This is a genomic window from Gemmatimonadaceae bacterium (assembly GCA_035533015.1).
In the GTDB taxonomy this organism is placed as follows: domain Bacteria; phylum Gemmatimonadota; class Gemmatimonadetes; order Gemmatimonadales; family Gemmatimonadaceae; genus JAGWRI01.
In genome coordinates this window covers 93,124-109,267 of the sequence record DATLUQ010000051.1, presented here as the reverse complement: position 1 = coordinate 109,267, position 16,144 = coordinate 93,124, and the positions used below count along the sequence as shown (strand labels likewise).

At 66.4% G+C, this 16,144-nt stretch carries 10 protein-coding genes; 9 read left to right on the top strand and 1 reads right to left on the bottom strand.

Annotation, left to right across the window (positions count from 1 at the left end):
• Position 1: 1 nt before the first annotated feature.
• From VNF92_10335 to VNF92_10320, 4 genes are all read left to right on the top strand, one after another.
• The gene (locus VNF92_10335; protein ID HVA58277.1) at positions 2-1,228 is read left to right on the top strand and encodes an ABC transporter permease; all 1,227 of its coding nucleotides are present in this window, start codon (positions 2-4) and stop codon (positions 1,226-1,228) included.
• 254 nt (positions 1,229-1,482) lie between these two features.
• The gene (locus VNF92_10330) at positions 1,483-1,950 is read left to right on the top strand and encodes a PadR family transcriptional regulator (GenBank protein HVA58276.1); all 468 of its coding nucleotides are present in this window, start codon (positions 1,483-1,485) and stop codon (positions 1,948-1,950) included.
• 134 nt (positions 1,951-2,084) lie between these two features.
• Positions 2,085-4,124, top strand: a complete 2,040-nt coding sequence (locus tag VNF92_10325) for a potassium transporter Kup (GenBank protein HVA58275.1) — start codon at positions 2,085-2,087, stop codon at positions 4,122-4,124.
• A 237-nt stretch (positions 4,125-4,361) separates the two neighbouring features.
• Entirely contained in the window at positions 4,362-6,917 is a 2,556-nt protein-coding gene (locus VNF92_10320) for a DPP IV N-terminal domain-containing protein (GenBank protein ID HVA58274.1), read from the top strand.
• 176 nt (positions 6,918-7,093) lie between these two features.
• Here VNF92_10320 and VNF92_10315 read toward each other — a convergent pair whose 3' ends face one another.
• On the bottom strand, positions 7,094-7,885 hold the full coding sequence (locus tag VNF92_10315; protein HVA58273.1) for a hypothetical protein: 792 nt from the start codon (positions 7,883-7,885) through the stop codon (positions 7,094-7,096).
• A gap of 221 nt (positions 7,886-8,106) precedes the next feature.
• On the opposite strand from VNF92_10315, the gene VNF92_10310 reads away from it, so the two are divergent.
• The 5 genes from VNF92_10310 to VNF92_10290 all read left to right on the top strand — a co-directional run bounded on the left by VNF92_10310 (position 8,107) and on the right by VNF92_10290 (position 16,126).
• Positions 8,107-8,811, top strand: a complete 705-nt coding sequence (locus VNF92_10310; GenBank protein ID HVA58272.1) for a hypothetical protein — start codon at positions 8,107-8,109, stop codon at positions 8,809-8,811.
• Positions 8,753-10,153, top strand: coding sequence for a hypothetical protein (locus VNF92_10305; GenBank protein ID HVA58271.1), 1,401 nt, complete (start codon positions 8,753-8,755; stop codon positions 10,151-10,153). Before VNF92_10310 ends, VNF92_10305 begins: the two co-directional genes overlap by 59 nt.
• Positions 10,154-10,156: 3 nt before the next feature.
• Complete coding sequence (locus tag VNF92_10300; protein HVA58270.1) at positions 10,157-13,339, top strand: error-prone DNA polymerase; 3,183 nt, start codon at positions 10,157-10,159, stop codon at positions 13,337-13,339.
• A 147-nt stretch (positions 13,340-13,486) separates the two neighbouring features.
• Entirely contained in the window at positions 13,487-14,053 is a 567-nt protein-coding gene (locus tag VNF92_10295) for a YbhB/YbcL family Raf kinase inhibitor-like protein (GenBank protein HVA58269.1), read from the top strand.
• Between the two features lie 123 nt (positions 14,054-14,176).
• A complete protein-coding gene (locus tag VNF92_10290) occupies positions 14,177-16,126 on the top strand; it encodes a CocE/NonD family hydrolase (protein HVA58268.1) in 1,950 nt (649 codons plus the stop codon).
• Positions 16,127-16,144 lie beyond the last annotated feature (18 nt).

The window sequence follows — 16,144 nt, the reverse complement described above, 5'->3', positions numbered from 1 at the left end:
TATGCTCATCGGCGAAATCATCAGTGTGGCGCTGGGCGCGCTACGTGCCAACAAGCTCCGCTCGCTGCTCACCATGCTCGGCATCGTGATCGGCGTGGCCGCCGTCATCGCCATGGTGGCGCTCGGCAGCGGCGCGCAGCAGGCCGTGAAGGACCGCATCGCGTCGCTCGGTACCACCCTCCTGAGCGTGAGTCCCGGCCAGGCGCGGGGGTTCGGCGCCGCCATCGGGGGCCAGCGCAAGCGCATGACCATCGAGGACGCCAAGGCGCTGGACGACCCGGAAAACCTCCCCGACGTGATCGCCGTGGAGCCGGAGATGCAGAAGAGTTCGCAGGTCACCTGGACCAACCGGAATACGAACACTTCGATCATCGGAACCGCCGCCAACTACCTGACGGTGCGCAACTACAAGCTTTCCTCGGGCCGCATGTTCACGGAGGCTGAAGACGCGGGGCAACGCCGGGTGGCCATCGTCGGCCCCACCGTGGCGGCGAACCTCGGCCTCACCACCGCCGATGCGCTGGTGGGTGAGGACATCCGCGTCGGCGGCGTGCTGTTCACGGTGATCGGCGCCACCGAACCGAAGGGCCAGGGAAGTACGTTCGGCGATCCGGACGATCAGGTGCTGATTCCGATCACCACTGGCCGTTATCGCGTGTTCGGCTCCAATTGGGTGCGCTCGATCAACCTCCTCGCGTCCACCGAGGATAACATCCCCCTGGCCATGGCCGAGATCCAGAAGGCCCTCCGTCGCCAGCACCGGCTGCGCACCAGCGATCCCGACGACTTCCAGATTCGCAGTCAGACCGACTTCCTCACCACGACCGCCGAAACGACGCAGGTGTTCACCTACCTGCTCGCCGGCATCGCGGGCGTCAGTCTGCTCGTCGGTGGCATTGGCATCATGAACATCATGCTCGTGTCGGTCACCGAGCGCACCCGAGAGATCGGCATTCGCAAGGCCCTCGGAGCCACCCGCTGGAACATCCTCCTGCAATTCCTCATCGAGGCCGTGGTGTTGTGCTGCCTGGGCGGCATCGTGGGTATTGCGTTAGGCGCCGGGGGCGCGCAACTCATGAGCAAGACCGCCGGCTGGAACACCCAGATCTCGATCGCCGCGATCGCCGTCGCCTTTGCCTTTTCGGCGGGGGTTGGCGTGATCTTTGGTGTATGGCCAGCTCGGCGCGCGTCAGTCATGGATCCGATCGTAGCGTTGCGGTACGAGTAGGCAGCCACCTGAAATTCGGCTCATGCTGCGAGTCAACCGGCAGCAATCCAATGTTGACTGGCCAAGACTGCTTGACAAGACATATCGCACGATATATCGTAATGTCACCAACGATATATCTCTGCTATATCGCAGAGGAGAAGATACCAATGCGCGATGACTGCTTTGGGCCCCGCCGGGCTCGCTGGGACTGGGACGCTTTTGCCGGAGGGTTCTGGGGGCGTGGGCCGCGAGGCCGGCACTTCCGCGGCCGCATGGGTCGCATGTTCGAGCAGGGTGATTTGAAGTTCGTCATCCTCCAATTGCTCGACGAGAAGCCCCGTCACGGTTACGACATCATCAAGGCATTGGAGGAGCGCTCTCACGGTGCCTATTCGCCCAGCGCGGGCACGGTGTACCCCACTCTCACGATGCTCGAGGAGATGGGTTACGCCAAGGCGACCGCTGAGGACGGAGGCAAGAAGGTCTACGAGATCACCGCCGAGGGCAAGAAGCATCTCGAGGAGAACTCGAGCACCGTCGAGTCGATATTCGCGCGCATTTCCGAGGCGGTGGAGCCCTTTTTCAGCTCGTCCATGGCCGACGTCCGCAGCGCCATGCGGCATCTGGCGAGGAGCAGCTTGGGCACGGCCATGAAGCACGCCGAGAGCAGGGAAGTTCTGGGCAAAATCGCCGAAGTCCTGAACCGCGCCGCCGGCGAGATCGACGCGATCACCGGGTAGCGCGCTGGACGCGCTCCAACGGATCGCTAGATTGGTGTACGGGCCGCGAATCCCTCGCGGCCCGTTTGCATTTGGCGGGGTCCGGCCTGGCGAGCATTCGGCTCGGCTACCCTGGGTAACCAATCTGCCTTTCCATGCCCGCTGAGCCCTCCCGCTCGGGCGAGCCGTTGGCCGACCCAACGGCCAACGGTACGAGCGGCTTCCATAGCGCCATCCCCCGCGAACGGCAGCACGTCGAATCCAATCCCACCGGCAAACGGCTGGCGTTCCTATCGCTGGCCGCGCTGGGCGTGGTCTACGGCGACATCGGCACCAGCCCGCTGTACGCGCTCAAGGAGTGCTTCCGGCCGGAATACGGGATCGATCCAGTGCAGCGCAATGTCTATGGCGTGCTATCGCTGCTCGTCTGGATCCTGATCCTCGTGGTCTGCGTGAAGTACCTGGTGTTCATCATGCGGGCCGACAACCGGGGAGAGGGCGGCATCCTGGCCCTGCTCGCACTGCTCCTCCGTGACAGCGCGACACCCCGTCCCGCGGTGAGCCGGCGGTGGCTGGTGGTGCTCGGGATCTTCGGGGCGGCGCTGCTCTACGGCGACGGCATGATCACGCCGGCCATCTCGGTGCTCGGCGCGATGGAGGGCCTGCAGATCGCAGCCCCGCACCTGGGCGAATTCACCGTGGTCGTGTCTACCGTCCTCATCCTGTTCGCGTTGTTCTCGCTGCAGAAGCACGGCACGTCTCGAGTGGGGGGCCTGTTCGGGCCGATCATGGCCGTCTGGTTCGTGGCCATCGCCGCGTTGGGAATCGCAGAGATCCTCCGCGCGCCGGCCATCCTGCTCGCGATCAACCCGTGGTGGGGGGTGCAGTTCTTTCTCGAGCACGGCGAAGCCGGGTTCTTCATCCTCGGCGCGGTGGTGCTCGTGGTCACGGGAGCGGAGGCCCTCTACGCCGACATGGGGCATTTCGGAAAGCGGCCCATTCGCCTGGCCTGGTTCGCGTTCGTGTTCCCCGCGCTGCTGCTCAACTACTTTGGCCAGGGCGCCATCTTGCTGCGCGAGCCGAGCGCGGTCACCAACCCGTTCTTCCTCTTGGCACCGCACGTCCTGTTGTACCCGCTTGTCGTGATCGCCACGCTGGCCGCCATCGTGGCGTCGCAGGCCCTCATCTCGGGTGCGTTCTCCCTCATGCAGCAGAGCGTGCAACTCGGATACTCGCCGCGCGTGACGATCATCCACACATCGAGCCGCGAAGCAGGGCAGATCTACATTCCCGAGGTCAACGACGTGCTGCGCATCGGCACGATCGTGCTCGTGCTGAGTTTCCGGTCGGTGGCCAACCTGAGTGCCGCCTACGGCATCGCCGTCACCGGCACCATGGTGATCACATCGTTGCTGTTCTACTCCGTCGCGCGCACCCGGTGGAAGTGGTCGTTGCTCAAGGCGGGATCGCTCACCCTCGCTTTCCTCATCGTGGATGTGGCGCTGATGGCCGCCAACCTGGTGAAGATCAGGTATGGCGGCTGGGTGCCGATCGCCATCGCCGTGGCGATCTTCGCACTGATGAGCACTTGGAAGCGGGGGCGCATCATGCTCAACCGTGTCCTGCATTCGGGGGCGTTGCCGCTCGATCTATTCCTCGACGATGTGGCCCGCCGCAAGCCCACCCGGGTGCCGGGCACGGCGGTGTTCATGACCTCGTCGCCCAAGGGCGTGCCGGTGGTGCTGCTGCACCATCTCAAGCACAACAAAGTGCTGCACGACCAGGTGGTGCTGATGTCGATCATGACGCTCGAGGTGCCCGAGGTGGACAACGCCGAGCGGATCACGCTGGAGAAATTTGAAGAGGGCTTCTGGCGGGTCACGGCGCGCTACGGCTTCATGGAAACGCCCGACGTTCCCGAGGTGCTCAACCGGGCGCGCGCGCTCGGCCTCCGGGCCAAGCCACTCGATACGACCTTCTACCTGGGGCGCGAACGTATCATCGTGCTCGGCAAGGGCGAGAAGCGCACCGGCCGGGGAGCGGTACCCGATGCGGAAGAGGGACCGGTGCTCGAGATGGCGCGGTGGCGCAAGAAGCTATTCGTCGTGATGTCGCGCAACGCGCGTTCGGCAACTGAATTCTTCAGCATTCCGCCGAATCGCGTGGTGGAACTGGGAGCCCAGGTCGAGTTCTGAGGGCTGGGTGGAAAGTACGAGGGTGGAAGGGTACGAGTGAGCCGCCGATCGACCGCCCCTCCCCCCACGAGCGCGCGCAGGGGTCCGCGATACGGCCATGCCGCCACGGGCAACGCAGCGCCCCGGCGGGCCCCCTTCCCCAGGCCCGGTCCCGGACGCAAATCAATGTCGCGGCGATCTCGCCCTCCCCCGTCCTGCCCCCTCCTCCGTCGCCGTTCCCATCCCGGAGATCCCTCCATGCCCGCCCATCCGCTACTGTTTCGCCACGCGCTCGGACAATCGCCCAGCCGGTTCGGCGTTGCTGGACTTGCCCTCGGGGCGGTGATGGCCGCGTCGCTCGGCATCGCAGCACCGGGCGCGGCGCAGCACCCGACGCACACCAACACGGCCAACTGGACGCTCGCCGACAAGTTCACCCCGGAGGCGTTGCGGCCGATCCTCTACAGCTCGGCGGTGGATCCGCACTGGATCGGCAAGACCGATTCGATGTGGTACAACTGGAAGGACCACACGGGGTCCACCTTCTTCCTCGTGGTGCCGGCGCTCAATGTCAAGCGGCCGCTGTTCGATCAAACCAAGCTCGCCGCCGCGCTCACCGCTGCATCGGGGCGCGCGTACGACGGCTACAACCTGCCGTTCACCACGCTCGATCTCAGCAAGGATCACAAGACCTTCGAGTTCAACGCCGACAGTTCGCGCTGGAAGTGGACGCTGGCCGCCGAAACGCTGGAGCGCGTGGGCAAGGCCACGCGCGAGACCGGCGGGGCCGACGGCCGGGGAGGCGGGAGGGGCGGCGGCTTCGGCGGCCGCGGAGGCAACTTCCGCAACTTCTCACCCGACAGCACGCACTTCGTGTTCGCGCGCGACAACAACCTGTTCCTCGTCGATACGTTGACGAAGGACACGGTGCAGATCTCCACCGACGGCGAGCGTAAGCGGACGTTCGGCTACCTCGATACGGCCGCCGTGCTGCTGGCCCGCGAAGGCATGGCCGCCGGCGGTCGCGGCGCGCCGCCGCTTGACTCGCGCGTGCGGGCCAACGTGACCTGGTCGCGCGACTCCAAGGCATTCGCGGTCACGCGCCAGGACGAACGCAAGGTGAAGGACCTCTATCTGGTGAACTACCTCGCCAATCCGCGTCCCACGCTCATGGAGTATCCGTACGCCATGCCGGGCGAGGCGGACGTGCCGCAGATGGAGCTTTACACGTACGTGCTCGGCGACAAGTCGGTGACGCCGTTGGACGTGAGCAAGTACAAGGACCAGAGAATCATGAATCTCGTGTGGCCCGATGCGGGCCACGATGTGCTGAGCCTGGTCCGGCGCGACCGCACCCAGCGCGAACTGGAGATGATCGACATCAACCTCCAGACGCACGACATCAAGACCATCCTCACCGAGAAGAGCGACTGGGGTGGACTGCAGACGCAGGAGCCGCGTTACGTGAAGGCCGGCGGCGACTTCATCTGGTGGTCCGACAGCACGGGATGGGGCGAGTACTACCTCTATTCGCACGATGGAAAGCTCAAGAACGCGCTCACGTCGGGTCCCTGGCGGGCCGAGAATCTCGTCGAGGTCGACTCGGTACATGGCGCGGCCTGGGTCACCGGCGTGGGTCGCGAGCCCGGCGAGGACCCCTACTACCACCACCTGTACAAGGTCAATCTCGACGGCACAGGGCTCACGCTCGTCGACGCCGGCAACGCCACGCATACGTCCGATCTCTCGCCCAGTTTCAGGTACGACGTGGACAACTCTTCACGGATCGACGTGGAGCCGCATGCCGTGATCCGTAACGAAACGGGCAAGGTCGTGATGGACCTCGAAACGATGGATGTCTCCGGGCTCAGGACGCTGGGCTGGAAGCCCCCCGAACCCTTTCACGTGAAGGCGGCCGACGGGATCACCGACATCTGGGGTGAGATGTGGAAGCCATTCGACTTCGATTCGTCCAAGTCGTACCCGATCATCACCTACACCTACCCCGGACCACAGACCGAGTCGGTGATCTTCAACTTCTCACCCTCGGCGCAGCAGCAGCGGCTGGCACAGCTCGGTTTCATCGTCGTCACCTTCGGCAACCGCGGGGGCAGCCCCGAACGGTCGCGAGCGTACGACACCTTCGGGTACCTCAATCTCCGCGACTACGGGCTGGCCGACAAGAAATACGTGATCGAGGAACTGGGCGCCGAACACCGCTACATCGACCTCAACCGGGTGGGGATCTACGGGCATTCGGGTGGTGGCTTCCAGACGGCGGCGGCCATGCTGCTGCCGCCCTATAACGATTTCTTCAAGGTTGGCGTGAGCGAATCGGGCAACCACGACAACAACGTCTACAACCAGAACTGGAGCGAGCAGTACCACGGGCTGCGCATCGAGTCGGCAGCCGACAGCGCCCGGGCACGCGGCGGGCGGGGCGGGCGCGGTGGACGTGGCGGAGCGCGGGGCGGCGGTGACGCGGGCGGGATGCCGGCTGCCGGTACGCCGGCCGATACCGGCACGAAGTACGAAATCCACGTGCCGACCACGGTGGAGTTGGCGGCGAACCTCAAGGGCGCGCTGCTCCTCGAAACTGGGCTCATGGACAACAACGTGCATCCAGCCAACACCATGCGGTTGGTGAACGCGCTCATCAAGGCCAACAAGAGGTTCTCCCTCATGGTCTATCCACCGAAGCCGCACGGCTACGGCGACATGGCCCCGTACGCGCAGGTGATGATGATGGAATTCTTCGCCACCCATTTCCTGGGGGACGACTACGGCGGCAGCGCGGAGATGACGGCGCACTAGCACCGGCGGGAACAACGACCACAGGTTCGATGCTGTGAGTTGTTGGCCGAACGCCGTGTGCAACGACGCTGGGACGCATCGCGACTCCGGTCGGAGTGCGTCCCAGTGTTTTGTTTGGCGAACAGCTGACCGCTCTCGGTTCACAGCCGTTCACCTGCTGCTTGCGGTTGCCGCTGCTACCGGGTCCAGATCAACGTCACGCAGCCGCTCCCATCGGCTATCGGCGCTGCGCTGCCCGCTCCCGTCGCGTTGAATCCGGGCGGAGTCTCGCCCGTCGTGTAGGTCTCGATCCCGGCGACCATCGCCGGATCGACGAGTGCGTCGAGCCCAGTTTTGAGCACGCGGCTCACGTGCCCCGGCGCGACGGCGCGACTCGGGACCTGCACGCGCACGCCGTCGATGTACACGTTGCCGGTGCAGAGGTCGCGGCCGGAGAAGTGCCCGATGTCGGTCATCAACGTCGGCGCCCAGCGCTTCAACTGGTCCTCGGTCACATACGCGGTAGGCGGCGCGCCGCCGTACTCCCGGCGCTCGTAGAATCCGACGCGCTCCAGCCGCACAATCGTGTCGGCCGGCCCCCGCGCGATGCCGCGCGCCCGGGTGTGCACCGTCGGGAGTTGCGGGAGCGCGGCGTCGATCGTGAACGTCGCCGGCGTCGTGTCCTCCGCGGCGTTCGGCAGGGGATACGTGCGCATCAGATAGCCCACCTTCCGGATGCGCAGCAGCGCGCCCGACGTGTCGAGCGGGAGCACCACCGTCCCGGTGCTGGTGGTGAGCGCCGAGAAGCCGGTGAACACGTCCTTCACCTCGACGCCCTCGACGGGCTGGCCGGTCTGATCGTCGAACACGCCGATCACCCGCAGGTGAACGGCGATGCTGTCGGCGTGCGGCGGGGGCGCCGTGTTCTGGGGGCGCGCCGAGCTGGCGGCGACCACGAGGGCGGCCGCGGCCAACGTCGCGGTACGCACGATGAATGGAACGGGGGGGCAGTTCATGTAAGAACGAGTATTGGCCTGTTGTACGCAGTTGAGTATGCAATTGGTGTTGAGAGGATGCAAGAACTTCTTCCCGCGCGACCGCATCGGTGCCCAACGGTCGAGCCTTCCCGGCCCTCGGCCCAAATCCTCCGGCTCCAGAAGTTCATCAGCACCCCTTACCACGCCCTCTGATCTTCGGTATTTATTCGGGTATGACAGGCGCCGCTGCCCAGGACCTTCTTGCCCTCCGTGCCCTCCTCGAGGAGCGCTTTCCCGATGCCTCGCCCATCACTCGGCGGGCCGCCACCCAATTAGCCACGGGCATTGCCCAGCTCGACCAGGCCTTGCCCAGCGGAGGACTTCCCCGCGGCCGGCTATCCGTCTGGGCGCCACACGGCGGCGCGACCGCCATCCTCCGCGCCGCCTGCCAGGGTATCCTGGCCGTCGGCGAGCGTGCCGCCTGGATCGACAGCGTCGGCACCGTGGCCGGCGCGTTCTGGGACGATGGCCCCCTGCTCGTCCGCCCCTCCAGCCGACTCAATGCGCTGCGATCGGCTGAGGAGTTACTGCGCTCGGGCGGGTTCGCGCTCGTCGTGCTGGCCGGTGCGGAACCCAAGGGACAGGAGACCGTCCGTCTCACCCGCGCCACGCGCGACGGCGGGAGCGCGCTCGTCGCGCTCACCACGCACGCCGCGATGTCGGCCTTGAAGCTCACCTCGCGCATTCAACCCGCGGACTACCGCTACACGCGCACGCCGTTCGGCGACCCCGCCGAGATCACGCACGCCCGCGTGCGCGTGGACGCGGTGGCTCTCGGGTGGCAGGCGCATGCCGCATTCGTTCTTCCGGTCACGCATCATGAGTTACGTCTGTCTCTGGAGCCCGAGCTGGCCGACCGGCGCGGCGTTTCCCGCTGAACTGATCACCGATCTACTGCAGCACGTCCCGCGCGTGCGCCTCGGCGCCGGCGGCCGCGTGTGGGCCGACGCACGCGGCCTCGACGCGGGCGCCCTCGCCCTGACGCTCGTGGACGTGGCACACCGTCACGGCTATTCCAACGCGCACGCCGGCGCCGCCACCACGGCGATCGCCGCCGAGTTGGCGGCCACGCAGCGCCGTATCCCGTTCACCATCGTGAAGCCGGGGCACGACCGCGACTTCATGGCGCCGTTTCCGATAGACGTTCTGGATCCATCGACATTGCTCGACCACCTGCTCGACGGCATCGGCGTGGAGACCTGCGGCGCGCTGGCCGCCCTCGACGCGGCTAGTATAGAAATACTAATGGGCGCCGAAGGTGTCCGACTGTGGAAGCTCGCCCGGGCCGACGATCCGCGGCTGCTCTTCGCGTCGCCCGCCCGCGCGCTCCCCAGCGCGTCCGTCGACTGGGTGGACTACGCGTTGCGGGACGCCGAACGGTTGCTGTTCGTGGTGAACGCGCAGGCCGCCACCGTGTGCGACGCGCTCGCCGCCGGCGGGCACCGGGCACGCGAGGTGTCGCTCGCCTTCGCGCTCGCCGACCGTACCGAGTTCGTGCACCGCATTCGCTCGGCGCGCCCCACGGCCAGCCAGAAGGCTTGGATGCGGCTCATTCGCACCGCGCTCGACCGCATCACGCTCCCCGACGCGGTCACCGGCGTGACGCTATGCGTGGAGTCGGCGATCGGCAACGACGGCGTGCAGGGCGACCTGTTCGACAAGGGATTTGCCAGCGCGCCGCAGGTGGAGCGCGCCGTATCGCAGTTGATGGACGACCAGGGCGACGTGGTGCTCACCCCCAGGAATTCGGCACACCCGCTCGTGGACGCGCGCACGGAGTGGACACGAGAAGATCCTGCGGTGGCGGCAACGAGCGGGGAACGCGGCGTGGCCAAGGCGCAGAGCGGGGCAAGACCCACCCCGCGGCTCACGCTGCAGCTCGTGTCACCGCCGCGGCCCGTGTCCGTGCGCACGGCGGAGCGCCGGGATCATCAGGTGCCGGTGCAGTATCGGGATGGCCAGACGTCGTACGCGATCGTGGACGCCGCCGGCCCCGAACGTGTGTCGGGAGGCCAGTGGGAACAGGGCGGCCCATACGCGCGCGAGTATTTCCGGTGTGTGCGGGAGGACGGCACGCTGGTGTGGTTGTATCGCGATGCGGTGGGGAGCGGTGGCGGTTCACAGTTGGAGGTCGGCGGTTCGCAGTTAGCGGTTTCCCCTCCTACCGTCCTACCGTCCTACCGTCCTACCGGTTGGTACCTCCACGGCTGGTGGGACTGATCCATGCCGTACGCGGAACTCCGCGGGCACACTGCCTTTTCCTTTGGCGATGGGAGCGCCACACCCGAGTCGCTCATTGCCAGGGCGCACAATCTCGGCTACCGCAGAATCGCCATTACGGACAACGCAGATCTCGGCGCCATCGTGCGCGCGCAACTCGCCGCACGGGCGTGCGATCCGCCGCTCGAGCTGATCGTCGGCGCGGAGATCAACGTGGACGGCATGCCCTGCGCGTTCCTGGCCCGCAACGCGCAGGGCTATCGGAATGTCGCGGCACTCGTCACCGCGGCGCGGGTGGGCAGCTGGACTGCCTGGGACAAGGACGCACAGCACCGGCGCCGCGGTCATGCCGGCGTGACGTGGCAGCAGGTGGCACGGCACGCCGAGGGGGTGCACGCGCTCACCGGCCCTGGGTCGGGTCCGCTCGCGTCGCGTATCCGGGCTGGCGACGACAGCGGTGCGCGCCGCCTGCTCGGCGATTGGTACGAGGTATTCGGCGACCGGCTGGCCGTGGAGGTGCAGCTGCATCACACCGGGGGCGCGGAGGCGGCGCTGGCCGGCGCACTCGTGTCGCTGGCCGAGCGTGAGCGCGTGCCGTGGGTGGTGACGCACGACCCGCGGTACGTGGATGAGGGCGGGCGGTTGGTGCACGACATGCTCACCGCGCTGAGGGCCGAGCTGACCATTGATGAAGCGGCGGCGCATGGCGTGCTGCATCCGAATGGTGAATGGCGCCTGCTCGCGCCCTGCGAGATGGAGCGGCGATGGCGAGGGCGCACGGAGGGGTTGTGCGAGAGTGCGCGCATCGCAGCCGAGTGCGAGCCCGCGGATTTCGCGTGGATGCGTCCACCGATGCCCAGGTACGCCGTTCCGGCCAACCACAACGACATCACCTTCCTGCGCGAGCAGGTGTACATCGGGGCGCGCGAGCGGTGGGGCGGCGCGGTCACGCCCCGGCAGGCCGCGCAGATCGAGCACGAGCTGGCGGTGATCAACCGGCTCGGCTTCGCGGGGTTCTTTCTCGTGATGTGGGACGCCGTGCGGTTCGCCCGCGGGCGGGGAATTCTCTGTCAGGGGCGCGGGAGCGCCGCGAATTCGGTGACCGCGTTTTGCCTGGGGGTCACGGCGGTGGATCCGGTGGAGCACGGGCTGTTGTTCGAGCGCTTCCTGAGCGAGGTGCGCGTGGACGGGAAGGCCGAGGCGCCCGACATCGACGTGGACTTCGAACACAACCGGCGCGAGGAGGTGCTCGACTACATGTACGCGAACTACGCGCGCGAGAAGGCAGCCATCGCCTGCACCGTGCAGACCTACCGCGCGCCCAACGCCGTGCAGGACGCGATGCGGGCGTTCGGGTACCCGCCGGAACTCGCCGTCTCCATATCAAAACGCTTACATCACGCCGAGCCCGCAGAGGCGGCGGAGGCCATCCGCAACGGACTGGGCGCCGAGCAGGGGCTGGACGTGGGCGACGCGCGGGCGCAGGCACTGTTGAGGGGAATCGCGGCATTCGACGGTGTGCCGCGCATGCGGTCCACGCACGTGGGCGGGTTCGTGTTGTCGGCGCAGGCGTTGGGGAGCTATCTGCCCATCGAGCAGACCGCGATGGGTCGGACCATCGTGCAGTTCGACAAAGACGATCTCGATGCCGTGGGCGTGCCCAAGTTCGATTTTCTGGGATTGGGTGGATTGTCAGCCATACGGCGTGCCTTTGACGTGATCGAGCGGCGGGGGGGTGCGCGTCCGGTGATGTACGCGCTGCCGTACGATGATAAGAAGACCTATGAGTTGATCCAGAGCGGGGAGACCATCGGCACGTTCCAGATCGAGAGCCGGGCGCAGATCGGATCCATTCTCAAGACCAAGCCCGAGCGGTTGTACGACATCGTGGTGCAGGTGGCGTTGATACGGCCGGGGCCCATCCAGGCGAAGTTCGTGCATCCGTACACCGAGCGGCGGCTGGGTCGCGAGCCGGTGACCTATCTGCACCCGGCGCTCGAACCCATTCTCGAGCGCACGCAGGGAATTCCGATCTTCCAGGAGCAGGCCATGGCCATCGCCATGGCGCTGGGCGGCTATACCGGCAGCCAGGCCGACGAGCTGCGCCGGACCATGGGGAACATCCGGAAGAAGGAGCGGTTGGTGGGGGCGCTCACCAGACTGCGCGCGGCGATGGTGGAGCACGGGGTGAAGGGCGACGTCGCCGACCGGATCTGCGCCGACCTCGTGAGCTTCGCGAACTACGGGTTTCCCGAGTCGCACGCGTGGAGCTTTGCGCTCATCGCATATGCCACGGCGTGGTTGAAGGCGCATTACCCGACCGAATTCTTTTACGGATTGCTGAATTCGTGGCCGATGGGGTTCTATCCGGTCTCGACGCTGATCCACGATGCCAAGCGGCATGGCGTGCCGTTGCTGCCGCCATGCCTGCGCGACGGGGATTGGGAGTGCAGCGTGGAGGAAACCGCGGATCCGGCGCGGCCGGCGTTGAGGATCGGGTGGCGGCACGTGCGGAGCGTCGGTACGCGGGTGATCGACGCGCTGAAGGATGCGCGGATGGCCGGACCGTTCATCTCGATTGCGGATGTGGTGCGGCGGGCCAGGTTGTCGCGGGCGGACGTGTTGGCGTTCGCGCAGGCGGGGGCGCTTGGAGTATGGGCGCCAGACCGGCGGCATGCCGCGTGGGAGGGGCTCAGGGCGGTTGGGGATCTCTTGTCCCTGGCACCGGCATCACGGGAGTTGCACGATCCGCCGCCGATGGATCGGGACCGCCAGGTGCTGCTCGATTACTACGCCATCGGGTTGAGTCTGGACGGGCATCCGATGCAAGTGGCGCGGGCGAGGCTGGAGGCGGGAGGGGCAGTGTCGAGCCGGGATCTGGCCGGGCTGCCGACTGGGCGGACAGTGACGATCGGGGGGCTGGTCACGGTGCGGCAGCGGCCGAGCACCGCCGGGGGGACGATTTTCCTGTTGCTGGAAGACGAATGGGGGTTCGTGAACATCGTGGTGCATAAGAGCCTGGTGGCGGCGAACGAGGAGGTCGTGAAGCGGGCGCCGTTCGTGCTCGTGCAGGGGAGATTGGAAAAGGACTCGGGGGCGGTGAATGTCGTGGGGCGGAAGTTCCGGGAGTTGACGGTGCTGGAGGGGGGCCGGAAGATCGCACACCTGTCGCACGACTTTCATTAACGACTCCCCGAACTCCGCCAACGGTCGGAGTCAGTCTGCCCCAACGCTGAGCCCGGGCGCCGGATTCACTTCCCACCGAAAACAGGTATGATGTAAGCGAGCATTCGCGCGCCCATTACCGAACGTTTCCGACCGCAGAGGCCCCTCATGTTCAAGCCCCTGACCACCGCCGTCGTCATCGCCGCGGCCGCCTTCTCCGGCGCCTCCGCCCAGAAGCCCGCCGCGAAATTCACCCTCACCAGTTCCGACGTGCACGCTGGTAAGACGATCCCCGCCGCCCACATCTTCAACGGCATGGGCTGCACCGGCAACAACATCTCCCCCGCCCTTTCCTGGTCCGACGCGCCAGCCGGCACCAAGAGCTTCGCGATCACGGTCTATGACCCCGACGCGCCGACGGGCAGCGGCTGGTGGCACTGGGTGGTGTACAACATTCCCGCCAGCGTCACCTCATTGCCGGCCGGCGCCGGCGATGCGACCCGGCACCTCCTGCCCGCAAGCGCGGTGCAGGGCAAAACGGACTTCGGCTCCGCCGGCTACGGCGGCCCCTGCCCGCCGGCGGGCGACAAGCCCCATCACTACCACTTCACGGTATACGCGCTCAATACCGACAAGATGGACATCCCCGCCGGCGCCACGGCGGCCTACGTCGGGTTCAACATCCATGGACATCTATTGGGCAAGGCGGAGCTGACAGCCCTGTACGGCCGGTAGTCGACCCCGGCCCACTGCACGCCGCGGCCGCACCGCCCAACCCAGCAGCGCGGCCGTTTCTCTATCGCGCGACGACCTGCACGCTATGTTCAACGCGCCCGGACTACTTCGGAGACCACCACGATGCTTCCCCGCGTCCGCTCCCTTCCGTTCGTCACATCCGCCCTGTTCGTCGCGTCGCTCATTGCCACGGCGGCGAGTGCGCAGAAGCCCACGCTCACCAACGAAACGCCCGCGCATTTCACCCCTGTGGACAGTTCGTGGAACTACGTACGCCGAGACGTCATGATCCCGATGCGCGACGGGGTGAAGCTCCACACCGTGATTCTCATCCCGAAGGGGGCGCACGACGCCCCAATCCTGCTCACGCGCACGCCGTATGACGCCAGCGCCACCACCACGTACGCCCAGAGTTCACACCTCGCACCCGAACTCAACGGCTACGACAACGCGCTCGACGTCATCATTCCCGGCGGGTACATCCGCGTCGTGCAGGATATCCGCGGCAAGTACGGTTCCGAGGGCGACTACGTAATGAACCGGCCGCTCGTCGGCCCGCTCAACGACACCAAAGTGGACGAGTCCACCGACACCTACGACACGATCGACTGGCTGGTGAAGAACATCCCGCAGTCCAACGGCCGCGTGGGCGAACTGGGCATCTCGTACGACGGCTTCGAGCCGCTCATGGGACTCGTGAACCCGCACCCGGCACTCAAAGTCTCCGTCCCCATGAACCCGATGGTGGACGGCTGGATGGGCGACGACTGGTTCCACCACGGCGCGTTCCGCGAACAGAACATGCCGTACATCCTGGAGCAGGAAGCGACGCGCGACAATTCCGTCAAGTGGTGGACGGACCACTTCGACGACTACGACGTATACATGTCGGCCGGATCGGCCGGCGCGCTCGGCGCGTCGCGCGGCATGCAGCAGGTGGGCTTCTGGAACCAGATCCTCGCGCATCCGAGCTACGATGCATGGTGGCAGGATCAGGCGATGGACAAGATCCTCGCCAAGCAGCCGCTCAAGGTGCCGGTGATGTTGGTTTCGTCGCTCTGGGACCAGGAGGACATCTACGGCGCGATCGCGGTGTACGACGCGATCAAGCCCAAGGACGTCAACAATGACATGGTCTTCCTCACCATGGGTCCCTGGCACCACGGCCAGGAGATCGAGGACGGCAGTTCGCTGGGCGCGCTCAGATTCCCGACCAATACGTCGTACGACTTCCAGAGCAAGATCCTGGGGCCCTTTCTCGCGCACTACCTCAAAGACGGCGCGCCGGCCGACGACGTCGCCCCGGTGAACGCGTACCTCACGGGCGCCAACGAATGGGAGCGGCTGAACAGTTGGCCGTCGGGGTGCGCCCGCGGCTGCACGGTCACGCCGACGCCACTTTATCTGGAATCAAGTATGAAAGTCGGGTTCTCCGCGCCCTCATCCGGCGGCAGTGCATTCGACGAATACGTGTCCGATCCTTCGAAGCCGGTGCCCTACCGCACGCGTCCGAGCCAGCCGATCGGCTATGACCTGCCGCTCACCTGGCCGCAGTGGCTGGTGGACGACCAGCGCGAGGTCGGGAGCCGCACCGACGTGCTCTCCTACGAATCGGACGTGCTCACCAAGCCCGTGCAGATCAGCGGCCAGCCGATGGCCAACATCATCGCCAGCACCACGGGCACCGACGCCGACTGGGTGGTGAAGGTGATCGACGTCTATCCGCCCGAAGTGGCGGGCGACGCCTCGATGGGCGGCTACGAACTCGCCGTGTCCATGGACATCTTCCGCGGCCGCTACCGCACGAGCTACGCGAACCCCGGGCCGATCACGCCGGACACGCCGCTGCTCTACAAGTTCCCGCTCCCGACCGCGAACCATGTCTTCCTGCCGGGCCATCGGATCATGGTGCAGATCCAATCGAGCTGGTTCCCGCTCTACGACCGCAATCCGCAGACGTTCGTGCCGAACATCTTCTGGGCCAAGCCCGGCGATTACAAGGCGGCGACACAGCGGATCTACCACGAACCGGAGCATGAGAGTTTCGTGGAGTTGCCGATCGTCGGACGGTAGAAGGGCCGGCCGGCAGGA

What these genes read in the sequence shown, in the direction of transcription:
- VNF92_10335 (HVA58277.1), top strand. Translation starts at nt 2, where the DNA reads ATGCTCATCGGCGAAATCATCAGTGTGGCGCTGGGCGCGCTACGTGCC.
- VNF92_10305 (HVA58271.1), top strand. Translation starts at nt 8,753, where the DNA reads ATGAGTTACGTCTGTCTCTGGAGCCCGAGCTGGCCGACCGGCGCGGCG.
- VNF92_10300 (HVA58270.1), top strand. Translation starts at nt 10,157, where the DNA reads ATGCCGTACGCGGAACTCCGCGGGCACACTGCCTTTTCCTTTGGCGAT.
- VNF92_10320 (HVA58274.1), top strand. Translation starts at nt 4,362, where the DNA reads ATGCCCGCCCATCCGCTACTGTTTCGCCACGCGCTCGGACAATCGCCC.
- VNF92_10290 (HVA58268.1), top strand. Translation starts at nt 14,177, where the DNA reads ATGCTTCCCCGCGTCCGCTCCCTTCCGTTCGTCACATCCGCCCTGTTC.
- VNF92_10295 (HVA58269.1), top strand. Translation starts at nt 13,487, where the DNA reads ATGTTCAAGCCCCTGACCACCGCCGTCGTCATCGCCGCGGCCGCCTTC.
- VNF92_10310 (HVA58272.1), top strand. Translation starts at nt 8,107, where the DNA reads ATGACAGGCGCCGCTGCCCAGGACCTTCTTGCCCTCCGTGCCCTCCTC.
- VNF92_10330 (HVA58276.1), top strand. Translation starts at nt 1,483, where the DNA reads ATGGGTCGCATGTTCGAGCAGGGTGATTTGAAGTTCGTCATCCTCCAA.
- VNF92_10325 (HVA58275.1), top strand. Translation starts at nt 2,085, where the DNA reads ATGCCCGCTGAGCCCTCCCGCTCGGGCGAGCCGTTGGCCGACCCAACG.